Annotated in this window: 12 protein-coding genes and 1 pseudogene; 2 read left to right on the top strand and 11 right to left on the bottom strand. The window is 65.1% G+C overall.

All coding sequences use genetic code 11. From position 1 onward, the window contains the following. Positions 1-876: 876 nt before the first annotated feature. From K5607_RS08750 to rluD, 4 genes are all read right to left on the bottom strand, one after another. Entirely contained in the window at positions 877-1,035 is a 159-nt protein-coding gene (locus tag K5607_RS08750; RefSeq protein WP_156302276.1) for a hypothetical protein, read from the bottom strand. Positions 1,036-1,139: 104 nt separating this feature from the next. Continuing rightward, a complete protein-coding gene (locus tag K5607_RS08745) occupies positions 1,140-1,751 on the bottom strand; it encodes a LexA family protein (RefSeq protein ID WP_054772728.1) in 612 nt (203 codons plus the stop codon). Positions 1,752-1,871: 120 nt separating this feature from the next. Next, a complete protein-coding gene (locus tag K5607_RS08740; protein ID WP_221048824.1) occupies positions 1,872-3,074 on the bottom strand; it encodes an SGNH/GDSL hydrolase family protein in 1,203 nt (400 codons plus the stop codon). 50 nt (positions 3,075-3,124) lie between these two features. After that, entirely contained in the window at positions 3,125-4,087 is a 963-nt protein-coding gene (rluD, locus tag K5607_RS08735; RefSeq protein ID WP_246598995.1) for a 23S rRNA pseudouridine(1911/1915/1917) synthase RluD, read from the bottom strand. Between the two features lie 76 nt (positions 4,088-4,163). On the opposite strand from rluD, the gene K5607_RS08730 reads away from it, so the two are divergent. Next, positions 4,164-5,009: an outer membrane protein assembly factor BamD gene (locus K5607_RS08730; RefSeq protein WP_054772732.1), complete on the top strand. Its 846-nt coding sequence runs from the start codon at positions 4,164-4,166 to the stop codon at positions 5,007-5,009. A gap of 9 nt (positions 5,010-5,018) precedes the next feature. Next, a complete protein-coding gene (locus tag K5607_RS08725) occupies positions 5,019-5,939 on the top strand; it encodes a carbohydrate kinase family protein (protein ID WP_221048823.1) in 921 nt (306 codons plus the stop codon). A 27-nt stretch (positions 5,940-5,966) separates the two neighbouring features. Here K5607_RS08725 and K5607_RS08720 read toward each other — a convergent pair whose 3' ends face one another. The 7 genes and pseudogenes from K5607_RS08720 to K5607_RS08690 all read right to left on the bottom strand — a co-directional run bounded on the left by K5607_RS08720 (position 5,967) and on the right by K5607_RS08690 (position 17,238). After that, a complete protein-coding gene (locus K5607_RS08720; protein ID WP_221048822.1) occupies positions 5,967-6,770 on the bottom strand; it encodes a hypothetical protein in 804 nt (267 codons plus the stop codon). A gap of 12 nt (positions 6,771-6,782) precedes the next feature. Beyond that, positions 6,783-7,640 (bottom strand): hypothetical protein, encoded by an 858-nt coding sequence (locus K5607_RS08715; protein WP_156302800.1) that lies wholly within the window; start codon positions 7,638-7,640, stop codon positions 6,783-6,785. Then, the gene (locus K5607_RS08710; protein ID WP_054774381.1) at positions 7,640-8,680 is read right to left on the bottom strand and encodes a hypothetical protein; all 1,041 of its coding nucleotides are present in this window, start codon (positions 8,678-8,680) and stop codon (positions 7,640-7,642) included. Before K5607_RS08710 ends, K5607_RS08715 begins: the two co-directional genes overlap by 1 nt. A gap of 358 nt (positions 8,681-9,038) precedes the next feature. Next, positions 9,039-10,506: pseudogene (gcvPB, locus tag K5607_RS08705) on the bottom strand (aminomethyl-transferring glycine dehydrogenase subunit GcvPB); the annotation flags it as partial. 12 nt (positions 10,507-10,518) lie between these two features. Beyond that, positions 10,519-11,883, bottom strand: a complete 1,365-nt coding sequence (gene gcvPA / locus K5607_RS08700) for an aminomethyl-transferring glycine dehydrogenase subunit GcvPA (protein ID WP_221048820.1) — start codon at positions 11,881-11,883, stop codon at positions 10,519-10,521. A gap of 163 nt (positions 11,884-12,046) precedes the next feature. After that, complete coding sequence (gcvT, locus tag K5607_RS08695) at positions 12,047-13,144, bottom strand: glycine cleavage system aminomethyltransferase GcvT (RefSeq protein ID WP_054774395.1); 1,098 nt, start codon at positions 13,142-13,144, stop codon at positions 12,047-12,049. 11 nt (positions 13,145-13,155) lie between these two features. Then, positions 13,156-17,238, bottom strand: coding sequence for a hypothetical protein (locus K5607_RS08690; protein WP_221048819.1), 4,083 nt, complete (start codon positions 17,236-17,238; stop codon positions 13,156-13,158). Between the last annotated feature and the right edge of the window lie 44 nt (positions 17,239-17,282).

Here is a 17,282-nt window from a genome sequence, read left to right as displayed (position 1 = left end):
GGAGCATATGATAACGGCCGGTCGTTGAAAAAGGCAGCCGCTCGCGCCCGTCCATACCAAACACGCCTGGGCGCCGAAACACGCAGACCCAAACCTTTCCGGCGCCGGCCCGGGTCGCCGCCCCGAAGTAGCGTCCTCGCCGTTGCGCTCAAATCCTCGTTCAGCCAAAACAAACGGCCGACCGTCGGTAGCGATCCGTAATTATTCCAACCCCGGATGGTAGAGACAGAAACGCCGCGAATAGCCGCAACGCTGGTTGTCGCCACAGCCTGCCGCATTTCCCCAGGATCCGAAGCGAGTCCCTGCGCAGCCCATGTATACCCAGCGGCGGTTTGTTATTGGGCTTCAAGCGCAGCAGCTGTTTTGCCATGAGTGCCATGGTGGCTACGACACCGTTTAACATAATATACATTATGCGCAATGACAGAAGCAGCGTTTGGAGGAGGTGGTTACGATGCTTGTTACGCCGTGCGTCGCAAGCACCGACAAATAAAGAACATGAGCAAGCGTCGCGGGCGTTCGGTTTTTACCGCGCGGGTTAAGATGCACTTGGCCAACCGGAACGTTGCGCCAAGTTCTTCGGCGTGACGGTCCGGACGATTCAGAACCGGGACAAGAAAGACGCATCGCTGCTGGCGATTCGTCTGCGCTTCGGGGATTTATCAGCAGCGGCGACCCTGGATTGGCGAGATTTACCGGTTCCTGAAAGCGGAAAGCTTTTAGGCCCGGAGCACGGCTGCGCGGCCATGGACCGAAATCGTCAGCCTGATTGCTCCTTCTCCGGCCCCATCCTTGCTGGTCGCTTGTCTGGTGCCGCTCGGCGCTCCGATGACGGCGGATTGAACGTTCAGGTTTCCGCAACGATTCCAAATCCCGTCACAACATCCCCAAACGGGCCAATTTTTCCCGCTCTATATTGGCGAGGCGGATGGAACGAGCGCGGCGCAGCTCCTCTTCGCGCCTAGCGCGTTCCTCGTTGTAACGTTCCAGCCAGTTAACAATCTGCTCCAACACGAAAATCAGTCGCGCGATCATGGTCAAGGTCTCCCGATGGGGTTGTTAAACGTCCTGCGATCAACGATGGCTCGTCCTAAGCCATTCGAAAAACTATAATTGTAGTTTTCGTGGGCAAAAAATTTTTAGCCGAAACCCATTTCCATATGGCGCACCACGCCACAGAAACTGGCTTCCTGCCGCACCTCCATGATCGGATAGCGCGGATTGAGCGGCTTTAAGTACTGAATGCCGCCTTCGACGATGAGTTGCTTGAATGTCGCCTCGTGGGTTTCGTTCAAGCGCACCACCACGTAATTGCCGGGACGCGGTTCCAAGTCGGGATCCACCACGATGTAGGAGCCGTTGGGAAAAACCGGTTCCATGCTATCCCCCTTGATTTGCAAGGCGTAGGCATTACGGCCGACCTTGCACGTGACCGCTATGCTCTTATGCTCGTCGTCCTCGATCATTTCCCGCCAATTCCCGGCCGCCACCCAGGACACCACCGGCACGTGGATCAGCGGTTTCGACGCGTTTTCCTCCGAACCGTCCCTCATGGAGCCCTGCCCTGTCGCCAGCCAACGGGCATCCACGCCAAGGGTGTCGGCCAAAGGGAATATTTCCGTGGTGGATTCGATGTGGCCGCCTTCCAAGCGGGAGATCAGTTGCTGGCTGACACCGGACCGCTGCGCCAAGCTCAGCTGGGTCAGCTTTTTCGCTTCTCGGGCGGTTTTCAGGCGTTGGCCTAGGCTCATGGTTGACTAGCGCTTTCCAAGGATGCGCACAAGGATAGTGAATCGCCCCTGCGTGTCAACCACTTTCATTGTTTTTTCTCCGTGCGCCCACCTTGTGCCTTCTCCGCTCGAGGCATGAATCTAGCGCTCGTTCCGTAAAACATCGGCGACTACGCGGGCTGCCGCTGCAACGCCGTTGCCGTTCCAATGGGTGTCGTCCGGCCAAAAAGTCAGCTCGCCTTTCTCCAATAGTTCGACGGAAGCTTTGACCAACTGGGGCGTCAGATCGGTGCAACGGAGGCTGTTCGCCTGGCAAACGCCGCGCAAATAATCCCAGGACGCATTGGGCAACGACTCTTGCGGGTCAATAAAGCGATGATAAACGCGGTACTTGGTGGGAATGAAGAATACGTGCGCCACATCGGGGCTCATGCCTTTCAGCGTCTCCTCGAAGCTAACGATCGGCGATTGGCCGGCGTTGCGCGTCACGTCGATATAGTGCTGCAGAAATCCGATCTTGATCCCTTTTATCTCGGCGAAAAACACGTCCTTGGAGTCGGCGATCTTGTCCGATCGCAGCGCTCGTTTGTACAAGGATTTCGTGACTCGGTACACGTCGGTGTCCGAGAAAATCTTGAAATAATTCTTGAAAAACGAGGATAGGCCGGCCTTCTTCTTTTTGTGCGCGGGCACGAAGTCGTTACCCTCGAAGATGAACAACAGCGCCTTTGCGTCGTCGTGATGGCTCGCTTTGAAAGCGGACAGGTACGACGCGTAGTCCGAGATGTCGCCGGGGTGCGCCAGATTGTACGCGGCGATTCCATAATCCCTGGCAAGACGCGCGCTCAGCAAATCGGACTGGGTATTGCTGGATCCCGCTATGAACGAATCCCCCACGAGCAGGTATTTCTCGCCGCGATAGTCGGCGTCGTTGCGAAAGCCGTAGGAATCGATCCGGTAGGTGACTTGGTGGGGAACGCCGATCTTGACCGTGGTCATCGACTGCAAGTCGCCGTGGGGCATCAGCATGTCGACGCTGGCGCCGGGAATGTAGGCGTTATGGCCGTGTACGTCGCTGCAGATCGACAGCTTTTCGTCGGGCCGGTAATAAATCGCGTCGGCGATTCCCGTCACCTTGAGCGCCAGGCTATACGCCAGGGTGACGAGCACCAACGAACCGGCCACGGCCACCGCATCGGCGGGCTGGATGCGATAAAAGGCGACGCCCGCCAGCAGCGCCAATCCCCAAAATACCGCCGCCGGCAAACCGTAGGCGAGCAATACGTGGAAGACCACGACATAGGAAACCGCGTATATCCACCGCCGCCGACTGTTCGGACTCATAAACTGTACCCAATGAAAACCACGTGGATGCGAAACCGAATTCACCTTCGTCACAACGCTCCGCCCTCCTCCTGCGCCCGCCGCAACGCATCGACCAACGCCGACATGTCGTCCGGCATGGGCGCTTCCCATTCGCAGAGATCGCCGTGCTCGGGATGGGCCAGGGCCAGCCGCGTGGCATGCAGCGCCTGGCGGCGAAAGCCGCGCAGGGTTTCCGTCAAGTCCGGACCGGCTCCGGCGGGCAGGCGCAAGCGGCCGTACACCGGATCGCCCACCAGAGAGTAATGGATGTGGGCCATGTGCACACGAATCTGGTGGGTGCGGCCGGTTTCCAGCTTGAGCCGCACCAGGGTATGGTGGGGATAGCGCTCCAGCACCCGGTAGTGCGTCACGGCCGGCTTGCCGTCCTCGCGCACGGCGTGGCGCTTGCGGTCCACCGGATGACGACCCAGCGGCGCGTCCACCGTGCCGCCGGCGGTCATAGTGCCTTGCACCACGGCCAGATACTCCCGCTCGATGTCCCTCGCCTGGAGCTGTTCAACCAGCACTTTATGCGCCTGCAGGGTGCGCGCCACCATCAGCAGGCCGCTGGTGTCCTTGTCCAAACGGTGCACGATACCGGCGCGGGGCACGGCCGCCAGTTCCGGCGCATAGTGCAGCAAGGCATTGACCAAAGTGCCGTCCCAGTTGCCCGCGGCCGGATGGACCACCAAACCGGCCGGCTTGTTGACGATGATGAGGCTGGCGTCCTCATAGACCACATCCAAAGGAATATCCTGAGGCTGATCGTCGCCGCTATCCTGCAATTCCGCGCGCAGCTCCACCGCCTCGCCGCCCATCACCTTGTCTTTGGCGCGCAAAGCCTTGCCGTTCACTTGGACGCAACCGGACTTGATCCAGTCCTGCAGGCGGCTGCGGGAAAATTCGGGAAACAGTTCGGCCAGGGCCTGGTCCAACCGCAGGCCGCCCAATTCGTCGGGAATGTCGGCCGTGTATAAAGAGGATTCGATCACGGGTTTGTCGCTAAATCGTCAATCTAAGGTATACTCGGCGGCGCTGCCTTGGCGCCGCGCCGCCGGATACGACCCCATGCGACTGAACACAAAAACAGCCATTCTACTGCTTCTGCTGTGCGCCGTCCTGCCCGGCTGCTCGACCCTCTCGAACCTTTTCGGTGAAAAAAAGGAAACCGACGAGTACGCGGGCTGGAGCGCGGACAAGCTGTACACCGAGGCGAAGCATGCGCTGATGGATGGTTCGTACCAAAAAGCCGTCACCATTTACGAAAAGCTGGAAGCCCGTTACCCCTTCGGTAAATATTCCAGCCAGGCGCAGTTGGACATGGCCTACGCGTATTACAAAAACGACGAGCCGGACTCCGCCATCGCCGCAGCCGACCGATTCATCTCCCTCAGCCCGCGCAATCCCCACGTCGATTACGCCTATTACCTGCGGGCGCTGGTCAACTACAACCGCGGCATCAGTTTCCTAGACCGCTTCCTCCCCACCGACACCAGCCAGCGCGACCCCGCGCCGGCCAAGGAAGCGCACCAGCAGTTCAACGAGCTGCTCACCAAGTTTCCCCACAGCATGTACGCCGCCGACGCCCGCCAGCGCATGACGGCATTGCGTAACAACATCGCCATGTACGAAGCCCATGTCGCGGAATACTACCTGCGGCGCGGCGCCTATGTGGCGGCGGCCAAGCGTTGCGAAACCATCCTGCGCGATTACCAACGTACGCCGGCCGTGCCCGAAGCGTTGAAAATCCAGGAAGAGGCCTACCGCCAGCTGAATTTGAACGAATTGGCCGATGCGGCCGCGCAAATTTACGCGCACAATTACCCCAACGGCCCGCCGCAGCCCACCGAAGTGCGCGAACGCACCGCCGTGGAAACTTTCTGGGACTTTATCGGCCTGGAACGGGACAACTAAGCGGTTTCCATGTCCCACGCCGTACTCGACGTGCTCTGCGTCGGCCACGCCTCCTACGACCTGATTTTTCAAGTGCCGCACCATCCGGCGGCGGACGAGAAAAGCGTCGCCGACGGCTTCCTCGGCTGCGGCGGCGGGCCGGCCGCCAACGCCGCCGTGACCGTCAATCGGGCCGGCGGCGTTGCCGCATTCGCCGGCTACCTTGGCAACGATCTATTCGGCCAGCGCCACCTGGCGGAGCTGACCGAGGCCGGCGTCCACACCGATTGGGTCGTGCGGGGCGACCACCCGACGCCGCTGTCCGCCATCCTGGTAAAACCGGACGGCCGCCGCGCCCTGGTCAACTACAAGGGCGAAACCCGCCCCTTGCCGGTGGACAGCATCGACTTCTCCCATTGCCGCCCCCAGGCCATCCTGTTCGACGGCCACGAACCCCACATCTCCCCTGCCCTATGCCTATGGGCCAAAGGACTGGGAATTCCCACGGTACTGGATGCCGGCTCGCTGCACCCCGGCACGGAAACCCTGCAGGGTTTGGTCGATCATCTGGTGTGTTCGGAAAAATTCGCCCTGCAAGCCACCGGCATCGCCGCTCCGGAGCAGGCGCTCGAAGCGCTGCTGCAACGGGCGCCGGTGGTCGTCATCACCCTCGGCGAACGAGGCTTGCTGTGGGCCAGGCGCGGCGACGGGCGCGGCAGTCTCGGGGCCTATCCAGTGGCCGAGGTCGATACCACCGGCGCCGGCGACGCCTTCCACGGCGCGTATGCGTTATGCGTGGCCGAAGGACGCGACTGGGACTACACGCTGCGCTATGCCAGCGCCACCGCCGCCCTGGCCTGCGCCGCCCTGGGCGCCCGCCCCGCCATTCCCCGCCGCGCCGACACGGAAGCGCTCATGGCCAAGCAGGAGCCCCAAGGCGCTCTTGGATAAACACAAGGCTTCCGTGCGGCCGGTCATTCAGGGCGCAGCGGCAAACATCGGCAACGTACCGATGTCGTAACCGCACCGTTCGAGCAACGGCCGCGCGGCCTCCCGCATCACGTCGAATTCCTTGCGCTTGGAATCAGCCAGCATCGGCCACATGGCCTCGAACATTTCATCAAGATCGGTCGACGACATGGCGCGTATGGCCGCGACGTATTCCGGCTGAATATCGGGCATCTCGCGCTGAACCTTGTCGGCCAGCCCTTCCGGCCCCAGCGACTGCAGTTCGCTGCGTACGATCGGCCGAGCATTTTCGACGAACGCGTCCCCGCTCATGTTCATGAACTTGTCGGAAACCGACCATATGGCGTACTGCTTCTGGCGATGGTCGGCATCGAGGTTTTCCAAGCATCGGGCTAGACGCTGCACCGGCTCCGTCTCTTCGGTGACGCTTCCCAGCGAAAAGGCCGACGCGGATGTCGGCGCCGCCAAATAGCGATTGATGCAGTACACGGGAACGCGGACGGTTTGGATGTCCGGCGCCTCCGGCGTCCCATGCAACGGCACGAGGATCGTCCGCGCGGTCATCATGTTCTGCGTACCCTCCGCGCCGCTCGCGAGCAGGGTGCCGGCAGGGATGACCACCCGGGTATCGCTTGTCGCACTGACCGAGAAACTCATCTCCTGAACGTCGACGCCGCTGATGGAAACCTGCGCGCTGCCGTCCTCCACCGCATCGGCGATCGTGACCTCGCCCCCGCCCATGACGAACACGCCCGCCGCGAAGGCGGTGGCGGCGACGGCCGCGAGAGTAAGCCAAAGTTTCCATCCCGTCATGGCTGCATCCTCCTAATCGGCGTACAACGGCGCTATATCGATGTGCAACAACAGGCGCCGCTCAGGGTCCCAGCAGTACAAGCGGTCGCCATGCAAGGCCAGCTGGGGGGCAATACCGCGCGCGATGGCCAGCATCACGCCGTCCGCCACCACGTAAACCCGGTCGTTGACGGTGGCGAAGAGCTTCCCGCCGCGCGCCGCCAGCGCATCGGCCGGAGGGAAATCCGCCGTTGCCTTGCTGATGACCTGCACCGTTTCCTCGTCGATGGCCAACAGGCCGTCGTCGCCGGCGACGTAGGTCCGGCGCTCGTCGTCGGTGACCGCCTGTATGCGGGAAGGCAGTTCGGCCAGCGTGGACAAGGTACCGTTATCCCAGATGCCGTACAGGCGGCCGCCGCCGGGCTCGTTGCGGACCAAATAGACCCAGCCGGGCCGGCTCGACGCCGCGAGGTAAAGCTCGCCTTCCGGCAGCGGCAGCGCCTTGTCGAACCCCTCCGGGCCAAGCTGGCCGAAGAAACGGCCGCGAATGCCGAGCGTGACGGCGCCGCTGTCCAGCGCCATGGCGTCGAGCGGTTCGCCGTATAGCGTAGAGGACTCGAGCGCCCCGTCGTGGACGGCGAGTTCGAACACGCCCTCCTCGGTGTTCAAAACGACATTGCCGTTGTCCGCGACGCCGAATTCGCGGCGCGGGTGCAAACCCAGTTCGTCCAACAACGCGGGCGTCGCTAGATACGTCACCTGCAACCCTTCCATCACCTGGATGTCGGACGCCGCCGCGGCCGCTGTTTCCTCCGGCGGCTGCAGCAGCGCATACCCCGCCGCAAGCGCCAGTCCCGCGGCGATCAAGCCCGCCATGCGTAGGCCTGTCATCAGTGGAACCTCGAACCGTCGAAATTGACCGAGCTGCTCGGCAAGCGAACGTCGGGAATGTGCGAACTGCGGTCGTCGAACGACTGCCAATCGTCCCCGCTGGATTCCTGTACCGTCGAGGAAGTCGAAGTTTCAGCCTGCCCGCCTTCGTTCTGGAAGACCATCTGGTTTTGCACTGTGGCGTAATCGATGACCGGATCCGGGGATCGTTGGATCGCCGGCGGTGTTGGCGGCGGCGCCGCGACAGCCGCCGGCGCGGGCACGAATACCGCGGCGGCAACCGGCATATAAAGCTGCGGGGCCTCCACGGCGCGCAGGCGAATCAGGTCGTTGCTGTCGCGCGTCACGGTCCGCGACGGATGGCGGGAGAGGAAATCCTGGACGGCGGCGTCCATCTGTTTGCCGGCCACTTCATCGAACAGCTTGCTGAGTATCTTGCCGATGATTTTCTTGGCCATCTTTTCGGCAATGACGTCCGAGCGTCGGGCGATATCGCGCACCACTTTCCACTGCGCCTGCATGAAACGGCCGCTGACGCCCTTCATCGACGTCCGCAACACCGGCGTCGCCTCGCGCACCCCCAGCAGCTTGGCGATGCCTCCGCCCAAGGCCTGGAACAACTGGCGAGTGGCGAGATTGCGCGTAGCGACGTAGAGCGTGCTGCGATCGAGCAACGCGCGACGGACAAAACGTCCGGTGCCGCCTTGCATCCCGTCGGCGCGCTGCTTGAGGCTTTCGGCGAGCGCTTGGGCCTCGGCGGCCTGGGACGGCGGGCGGCCCGCGTCAATCCATGCGCTGAAACGCGCCGCATCGGCGCTGACCATGAGCAAATCCCGCTCCACGTCGCGGTTGGCGGCATCGACGCGGGTGTCGCTGACCGACAGGCCGAACTCGGCGACTTTGTAGGCGCCGTAAAGTAATCCGACGACGGGATGGGTCGGCGCCATGCCTTGGAACGCCGCCTCGGCGAGCGATTGCTCGAGATAGGCGCGCTTGTGCCAGGGCTCGCCCGGCACCGTCGCGCAAGCGGCGCCCGCCAAAACGACGGAAAGCCCAAGCGCGCAGCCCCACTGCCACAGGACGGGTAGGCGCTTCAGCCGAGCAACGGCCCGGGCGTTTGCGCCCGCGTCGTCCGCCGGCTTCGCGCCCCGGAAGAAAGGCATTTCGCCCGAAAGAAAACTTCCCCCAAGGCTACCGACAACCCTGGCGATGGGGCGCAATGCGGCGGGGACACACACAGCGCCCAACCGTAAGCGGGGCGATCCCCGCCCGCAGAAAAATGCTGACGCCATTGGACAGGCCTCCATACCGTGTCTCCCCGCCGGAGCGGATAACTACCGCCGGCGAGATCCGCCTAGCCGTATTCGCCTTATACGCCCATGCCGGACCTGGATGCAAGCGCGGCGGTAAGCGGCTACGGCCGCCAGCGCAAGTTGGGTTCCCGCGCGGCCTTGACTTCGTCGAGCCGCTTGGCCGACAGCTCGTGCGGCGCATCGTGCAGCAAACGCGGATCGCTTTCGGCTTCCCGGCGAATTTTCGCCATGGCGTCGATAAAGGCATCCAACGTGTCCTTGCTTTCCGTTTCCGTCGGTTCGATCAGCAGGCATTCCGGCACCAGTTGCGGGAAATAACTGGTGGGCGCATGGAAGCCGTAGTCCAACAAGCGCTTGGCGAAATCCCAAGCCCGCACGCCGATCGCCTTTTCCAGCGCCTTCAGGGTCACGATGAATTCGTGGCTGGCGCGTCGACGGGGAAACGCCGGCTGGAAGCCGGCGAGTTCCAGCTTTTTCTGCAAGTAGTTGGCATTCAGCGTGGCGTATTCCGCCACCCTCGGCAAACCTTCCCTGCCCAGCATCCGGGCATAGACATAGGCGCGCAGCAACACGCCTACGTTGCCGGCGAAGGCCGACAGCCGGCCGATGCTATGGGGCCGGTCGCGCTCCGTCAGCCAGCGGTAGGCGTCGCCCTCTTTCGCCACCAGCGGCACGGGCAAATAAGGCAGCAGCCTATCGCCGACGCCCACCGGCCCCGCGCCCGGGCCGCCGCCGCCGTGGGGCGTGGAGAAGGTTTTGTGCAGATTGAGATGGATCACGTCGAAGCCCATGTCGCCCGGACGCGCCTTGCCCAAAATGGCGTTGAGGTTGGCGCCGTCGTAATACAGCAGGCCGCCGGCGTCGTGGACGATGGCGGCGATGGCTAGTATATGGCGCTCGAACACGCCCAGGGTGGAGGGGTTGGTCAGCATGATGCCGGCGGTTTGCGGCCCCACGGCGAGTTTCAGCGCTTCCAGGTCCAGATCGCCGTCGGCCAGGGTGGGAATTTCCCGCACCCTATAGCCGCACATGGCGGCGGAGGCCGGATTGGTGCCGTGGGCGGCGTCCGGCACCAGCATTTCCATGCGGACGCTGTCGCCGCGCGCCTCGTGATAGGCGCGGATCATGGCGACGCCGGCGAATTCGCCCTGAGCCCCGGCGGCCGGCGCGAGGCACACGGCGCTCATGCCGGTCACCGCTTTGAGCATTTCCTGCAAATCGTGCAAACAGGCCAGCAGCCCTTGGCTTAAGGTAGCGTCGGCCAGGGGGTGGCCGGCTAGGAACGGAGGCAGCATGGCCAGCGCGTTGGCGGCGCGCGGGTTGTATTTCATGGTGCAGGAACCCAGCGGGTAAAAATGGGTGTCGATGGCGAAATTCTTCTGCGACAAGCCGGTGTAATGGCGTACCGCATCCAGCTCGGATACTTCCGGCAGCACAGGCTCGGCCTTGCGGCGCAGGTGTTGGGGAATTTCGCTCCGGCCGGACACGGCGGCCGGCTTTTGCGCCCGCGCGCAGCGGCCGCGTCTGGATATCTCGAAAATCAGTTCGCTCATGGTCTTGTCCCCTCAGCCGCGCAACAATGTCGCCACCGCATCGACGTAAGCGTCCATATCGCCCCGGGTCTTGGTTTCCGTGGCGCATACCAACAGCGCCCGGCTGCCCAGCTCCGGGTAGTCCCCGCCCAGGGCGACACCGCCGACGATGCCGTCCCGCGCCAGTAATTTCAGCAGTTCCGCCGCATCCACCGGCAGCGTCACCACCGCCTCGTGGAACAGCGGCGCGCCGAATCTTCGCTCCACGCCGGGCAAGGCCGTCAAGCCTTCCAGCAAGGCCAACGTGTTGCCGTGGCAGGCGGCGGCCACGTCCGACAAGCCTGCCGCGCCGAGCAGCGACAGGTAAATGGCGGCGGCGGTGACCATCAGGCCCTGGTTGGTGCAAATGTTGGAGGTCGCCTTGGAGCGGCGGATATGCTGCTCGCGGGCCTGCAGGGTGAGGACGAAGCCGCGCCGGCCTTCACTATCCGTCGTGGCGCCGACGATGCGCCCCGGCATTTGCCGCACGTGTTCCATACGGCAGCACAGGAAGCCGAAATACGGCCCGCCGGAACACAGCGGTATGCCCAAGGGCTGGCCTTCGCCGCAGGCGATATCGGCGCCTCGCCCGCCCCATTCGCCCGGCGGCTTGAGCAGCGCCATGGCGGTGGGATTGACGACGGCGATTGCCAGCGCGCCGTTGGCGGCGGCCCAGTCGGTCAGGGCGTCCACGTCTTCCAGCACGCCGAAGAAATTCGGCTGCGGAATCACCAGGGCGGCGACGTCTCCGCCCCGGTAAGCCGCCAGCGCTTCCAGCGACGTGGCGCCGGTAGCCGGATCGTAGGGCAGCTCCGGCAGTTCGATGCCCTGGTTGCGCACGATGTTGCGCACCACGCGGCGGTACGCCGGGTGCACCGTGCGCGGCATCAGCACGCGCTTGGAGGCGGACTTGGGATTGGCGCGCACCGCCATCAACACCGCTTCCGCCAGCGCCGAGGCGCCGTCGTAGAGGGAGGCGTTGGACACCTCCATCGCCATCAGGTTGGCCATCATGGTCTGGTATTCGTACAGCACTTGCAGCGTGCCCTGGCTGGCCTCGGCCTGATAGGGGGTGTAGGCGCTGTAAAACTCGCCGCGGGTGGCTATCTGCCACACCGCCGCCGGGATATGGTGCTCGTAAGCGCCGGCGCCGGCGAAACACTGGCTCGTTTTATCCTGGGCCGCGCGCTCGGCTAGCAAGCGGGCGACCTGCATTTCGTTGAGGCCGGCCGGAATGCCCGGCAAATCGCCGCAGCGCAGTTCCGCCGGGATTTCGTCGAACAAAGCCTCGATGCCGGGCACGCCCAGCGTCGCCAGCATCTGGGCGACATCTTCCTCGGTGTGGGGGATGAACGGCATGGTGGCTATCTCCTTACGATCATGGCGCTCCGGCCCCCTCTCCTTTCGGGAGAGGGTTGGGGGGAGGGGGACAACAGGCCATGGCCATTTAACTCCCTCACCCTAGCCCTCTCCCTGGGGGAGAGGGAACCGGAGAGTGCGTGTCTCAAGGGTGCGAGGTTTTTCATGTTGAGGGAACCCGCGCCTTGCCGTGGCGCACGAAGCTGGGCGGCACGATATGCGCCGTCAGCCAGCGGCCGCGCAGTTCCACTTGGCAAAACCCTTGGCATTGGGCCGGCAGGCGCGCCAGGGCTATGCCCTTTTGCAAGGTGGGCGAATAGCCGCCGCTGGTGATGACGCCCTCGCCGCCATCGCACTTCACCTTGAGGCCGTTGCGTAGCACGCCTTTTTCCGCCAGCACCAAGCCGGCGAAGCGCGGCAAGCCGCCCGCGGCTTTCTGCCGCTGCAAGGCCGCCCGGCCGATGAAATCCCGGTCTTCCGGTTGCCAGGCGACGGCCGATTCCAGGCCGCATTGCAGCGGCGTCACGGTCTCGTCCATGTCCACGCCGTACAGGCGCATGCCGGCTTCCAAGCGCAAGGTGTCGCGCGCAGCCAGGCCGCAGGGCTGCACACCCGCCTCCATCAGCGCGTCCCAGAACGGACCGGCGGCCTCCAGCGGCAACAGCACTTCGTAACCGACTTCCCCGGTATAGCCGGTGCGCGCCACCTGCCATTCGCCCTGGCGCAGGCTGCGGAAGCCGGCCAAATCGGCGGCCTGCGCGTTGAAGTCGCCGGATTGCGGCAGCAAGCGCCGCATCAGCTGCGGGCTTTGCGGACCCTGCACGGCGACGATGGCCAAGTCGGCGCGCGGCGCGATGCTCACTTGGCGACCGTGGCTGTGTTGCGCCAGCCAGGCCGTGACGTGATCGCGGGTGGCCGCGTTGGACACCATGCGCAGCCACGCGTCGTCCAACAGATACACGATCACGTCGTCGACGACGCCTCCCCGCTCGTTCAGCAAACAGCCGTACAACGCCTGCCCGGACTGTTTGAGCCGGTCCACATCGTTGCTCAGCAGCCTGCGCAACAACGCTTTGGCCTCGGCGCCGCGGATGTCCAGCAGCGTCATATGGGACACGTCGAAGGCGCCGGCAGCGGTCCGCACGCGATGATGCTCGGCGATTTGCGAGCCGTAGTGCAACGGCATGTCCCAGCCGGCGAACGGGACCATGTGGCCGTTCAAGGCCCGGTGGCGTTCGTGCAGAGCGGTTTTGTTGAGCATGTCGTCCCTCCTTATCTGTCGCTGGGTTGGGAGGGCTGCGCCGTGCCGCTGGGGGACGGCTTTTCAGCCCCGCCCGCCTCCGCCGCCTTGCTTTTCGCCCGCCACAAACCGCCGCTCCCGTAGCAAGTCCAGCCCCAGCGCAGCCAATCGAGCAGGGCCCAGGCCAGCCACAGCGCCCAGGCCAGCATGGCGCCGCGATAGGCCGGCAGCGGCAGCGAGATCACCCACGGCCGGCTGAGCGACGGCCCGCTGCGATCCTGATACCAGTGCAACGACTGGGCGGTGGAGCCGTTGCCCGCCACCTGCATGTCGGGCCGCCCCAGCAAGCCTTGGCTGACCGCGTCGAACAGCACGATCATGGCCGCCAGGGTGAACACCCCCAGGGCCACCTGGCGCCAGTTGAACCAGCGGTCGGCGCCTACCGGCCGGCGGCCGCGCCGCCCCAGGGCCAGCAACCAACCGACCATCAGCAAGCCGGCATACACCGACGATTGGCTGAAGCCCAGCAACAGCAACAACCAATGACGGGCGCGCAGCGGCGTCCAGGGAATGCGCCCCAAACCGGCGGCGACCACAACCAACACCAGCAACAGGCCCCAGAACAACACCGCCGGCCCCAGCAGCGGCCCGCCCACCAGCAGCAGCCAGCGGTCTAGGCCCAGTTGCAGATCCAGGCGGCTGTTGACGCTGTCGCTGCCCAGGTCCAGCGCCGGGAAGCGGTAGAAATTTCCGATGCCGGCGCCTTCCCGCCATTCCAGCGTCACCTGTTGCACGCCGGGCCGCAGCGGCAGCGCCACTTCCCTGCCCTGGGCGCGCACCGGCTGGATGACGCCGTCGATGAGCGCTCGCTGCAAACGGGCGTTTTCGGGCAGGTTCAGCTTGTGCTGACCGCCCAGGGAGCTACGCAGGGTCAATTGCAGCCTGGAGTCGCTAAAATCGGCGCCCGGCACCAGATGCCATTGGCTGCCGTCAATGGTGAGGGTGGGGCCGGCGACGCCTTCCGGCCTCGCGATCTGCAAGGCCACGCTTTCGCCAGGCCAGGGATACCATTGCGGCGCCCAAACGCCGTCCGCGCCGCGCCGGTGAACGGGCGCGATGCCTTGCCATTCGACGTGCCATACCGGACTGGCGCGCAGTTCCCACACTTCGTGCCAGGCGGTGCCGGACGACGCCGTCAAGGACAGCTCGGGACGCTGCTCCAACACGGACTCCCACTCCAGCTGGCTTTGCTGCGGCAGCAGGCTGACGGACGCCTTGCCTTGCGCCACCGCCACGCCCGCCGTGGTGACCGATTCCCCCGCCAGCAAGGGGATGTCCAGGCCGATCGGCGCGCCCAGGGGCGACAGGCGCGACAGCCGGTTGTGCACGCGCCAGTCCAGTCCCAATTCCAGGGTGCGTTCCAGCCGCACGAAAGGCGGTAACGGCGCCGGGCGCAGGCTGGACTGGACCTCGGTGTCCTGGCGCAGCAAGCGCAATTGGCTGTCCACCTGGCCGTCGGCGCGCACGCCTTCCACTTGCCATCCCTGGGCGCGGACCACGGCGCGATGAGGCCGCGCGATGAGGGGCAGGCGCACGCTATCGGCGGCGGGCGCACGCCCTTCCAGTTCCACCGCGTGGACCCCGGCGGGCAGGCTCAGCCACAGGCCGCCGTCTTCCCTTTTCAGCACGCCCTGAGCGGGATTGCCGTCCACTTTGACGGTTTCCGGCAGCCACTCGTCCGCCACCGCCGGCAAAGGCACGGCCACGGTGGCGGCGGCGTGCCATTCCAACAGCAAGGCCAAGCGTTCCCGGCCGGCCTCCAAGCGCAGCACGGCCAAGTCGGCGCAACGCGGCAGGCACTCCGGCGCCTCCAACAGCCGCTGGCTCAGTTGTTCCAGACGCGCATCGTCCGGCAGCCCCGCCCCGGCGGGAGGCGCCAAGGCCAGCAGCAACGGCAACAGCCATGGCACCGTGGACCGAAGGATGGGCGGCATGCCCGGCCGCCATTTCATGGGCAAATCGGCCAGGCGAGCCGCCAGCAACAGCAGCAGCGCCACACGCAGCCAGTTGCACAGCAACGTGCCGGCGGGCGGCAGCAGATAGAGACGCAGGGTTTGCCCCTGCGCCACCGGGCCGTTCCAAGCCAAATGCGCGGTGCGCCAGTGCCAATCGGGCAGGCCGGGTCCGGTTTGCACGCGGGCCTTGGGATCGAAGCCGGGGGGCTCGGCGGAATAAGCCAAAGGCTTGCGTTCGGCCTTTTTCGGCGCGGAAAACGCCATCGAGCGGGACACGGCCAGGTCCGCGGCACCGCCGGCCATGCCCTCCTCCAACGCCTGCTCGGCGGGCGCCGGCGCCATCGGCGCGGAAGTGGGCGCCGCCACCGGCGCTTGCCAGGGCCGCTCCAACTGCGGATAAATGCCCTGGCGCAGTTGTTCCGCCATGAACGGCAAGGCGACGACGGCCAGCGCCAGCCAGCTCAGATTGCGGTAAAAACGCGCCGCCCGCCGGATGACGCCGTCGGGCAACACCCGCAGCAGGGCGATGGCGGCCAGCAGGTGCAGCCAGACGTACTGCGGCGCCGCCGGCTCTTGCCACAACAACGCCAAGGCCGCCAGCGCCGCCATCCCCCAGGGTTTGCCCCACAGACGGCCCACCACCAGCGCCAGGATCAGCACCAGGAACAAATCGCGCAAGGTCCAACTGTCCAGCCAGGTATCCGGCACATTGTCGACGCCGGCGGCGGCCAGCAAGCGCCACCCCGGCGGCAGGTGCAAATCGACGCTGGCCCGCTGGAAGTCCTGCGCCCAGCCGGTGGCGGATAGACGGCGGATATCGCCGGTTACGCGGCCGTCGGCGGACAGGTTCAAATTGCCGTGGCGCACTTCCACGCCGGGCCGCCGGCCGCCGGCCAGCAGCGTGATCAAATGGGGCTGGCCGTTGACGCTGGCCCGTCCCAGCTGGAAATCGTCGCCGGCTTCCAACCGCCAGGCGCGGCTCAGGCTGCCGCTGACGGAATCGCTGGCGGTATAGCCGCCGCCGTCGAAGTCCAGCCACAATTGCCGCTGCAGACTGAGAGCGTCGGGCTCCGGCTCGGGATCGCCGCGCCGCACGGTGCGGAACTTCAGGCCGCCGCCGTTTTCGACGCGGTAAGCCGGCAACGCGCGCCAATCGTCGGGCACGTTGGCTTGCGACGGGTCCAGCGGGGCCGCCCCGCTCACCTCCACCAGACGCTGGTCGGTGCGGGCGAGGAAGGACCAAACCTCGTCCTGCGGCCAGGGCGCGGCGGCTGGCGGGCGGTTTACGCCGTCCAGGGCGGTAGTGGAACGCGCGGTCAAGTCCACCTGCCAATGTCCCGGCCGCAGCTGCAAGCGCAAGGCGCCGTCCGGCTCCAGCCGCGCCGGCAACTCGCCGGTCACGGCCAGGGGCAACAGCCCTTGGGGCAAAGGATTGGACAGCAACAATTCGCGCGCTTGGCCGGACACGTCCAGCAGCAAACGGGTGGAGAGCAGCTGCGGCGTGGCGTCGTCCCATTGGCGGAACACCTGCAGGCGCAAGGGCTCGTCGATTTCGGCTGCTTGCTCGCCGCCGTCGTCGCGCAGCCAGACGCGGCCGTCCGCGTCGCGCTGCACTTCGGCAACGGTCTGTTTTTCAACCTGCAAGGACAGCAAGGCCAACTCGCCGGGCACCGGCAAGCTGTCCGGCAGCGCTTCCCAGGCGAACTGTCCGGTTATCACATGGCCGCCGGGCGCCAGCTCCACCACGGGCATGCCGTCCCGTTCCAGCACCGCGGCCGGTTTGCCGTCCACCTGCAACGACAACGGCCAATACCGGCTTTCCCCGGGCAACGGCACCGGGCCGGCCGCGTAAACTTGCCAATTCAGGCGGAACGCGCCGCCGTGGGCGTCCAAACGCAAATCCAAGGGGCCGGGCCAAGCGCATAAGGCGGTGGCATGATCGTCGAAAAGAAAGGGGCAGCGGCTTTGTTCGTGCCCCTGCAACACCCAGGGAATCCAGGTGCGCAACGGCTCCGGCACTTGATCGGGCGACAGGGGACGGGCGTGGGTGGGAAAAACAGCCAGCAATCCCAACAGCAGCGGCAAATAACGGCGGATCATGCATATCTCCTTGGCGTCCGGTGGGCTGGCGTTTAGGAGATATT

The sequence above is a fragment of the Methylogaea oryzae genome, from assembly GCF_019669985.1.
Taxonomy (GTDB): Bacteria; Pseudomonadota; Gammaproteobacteria; order Methylococcales; family Methylococcaceae; genus Methylogaea; species Methylogaea oryzae.
The sequence above is the reverse complement of the archived record's forward strand: the minus strand, read 5'-3'. Positions and strand labels throughout refer to the sequence as shown.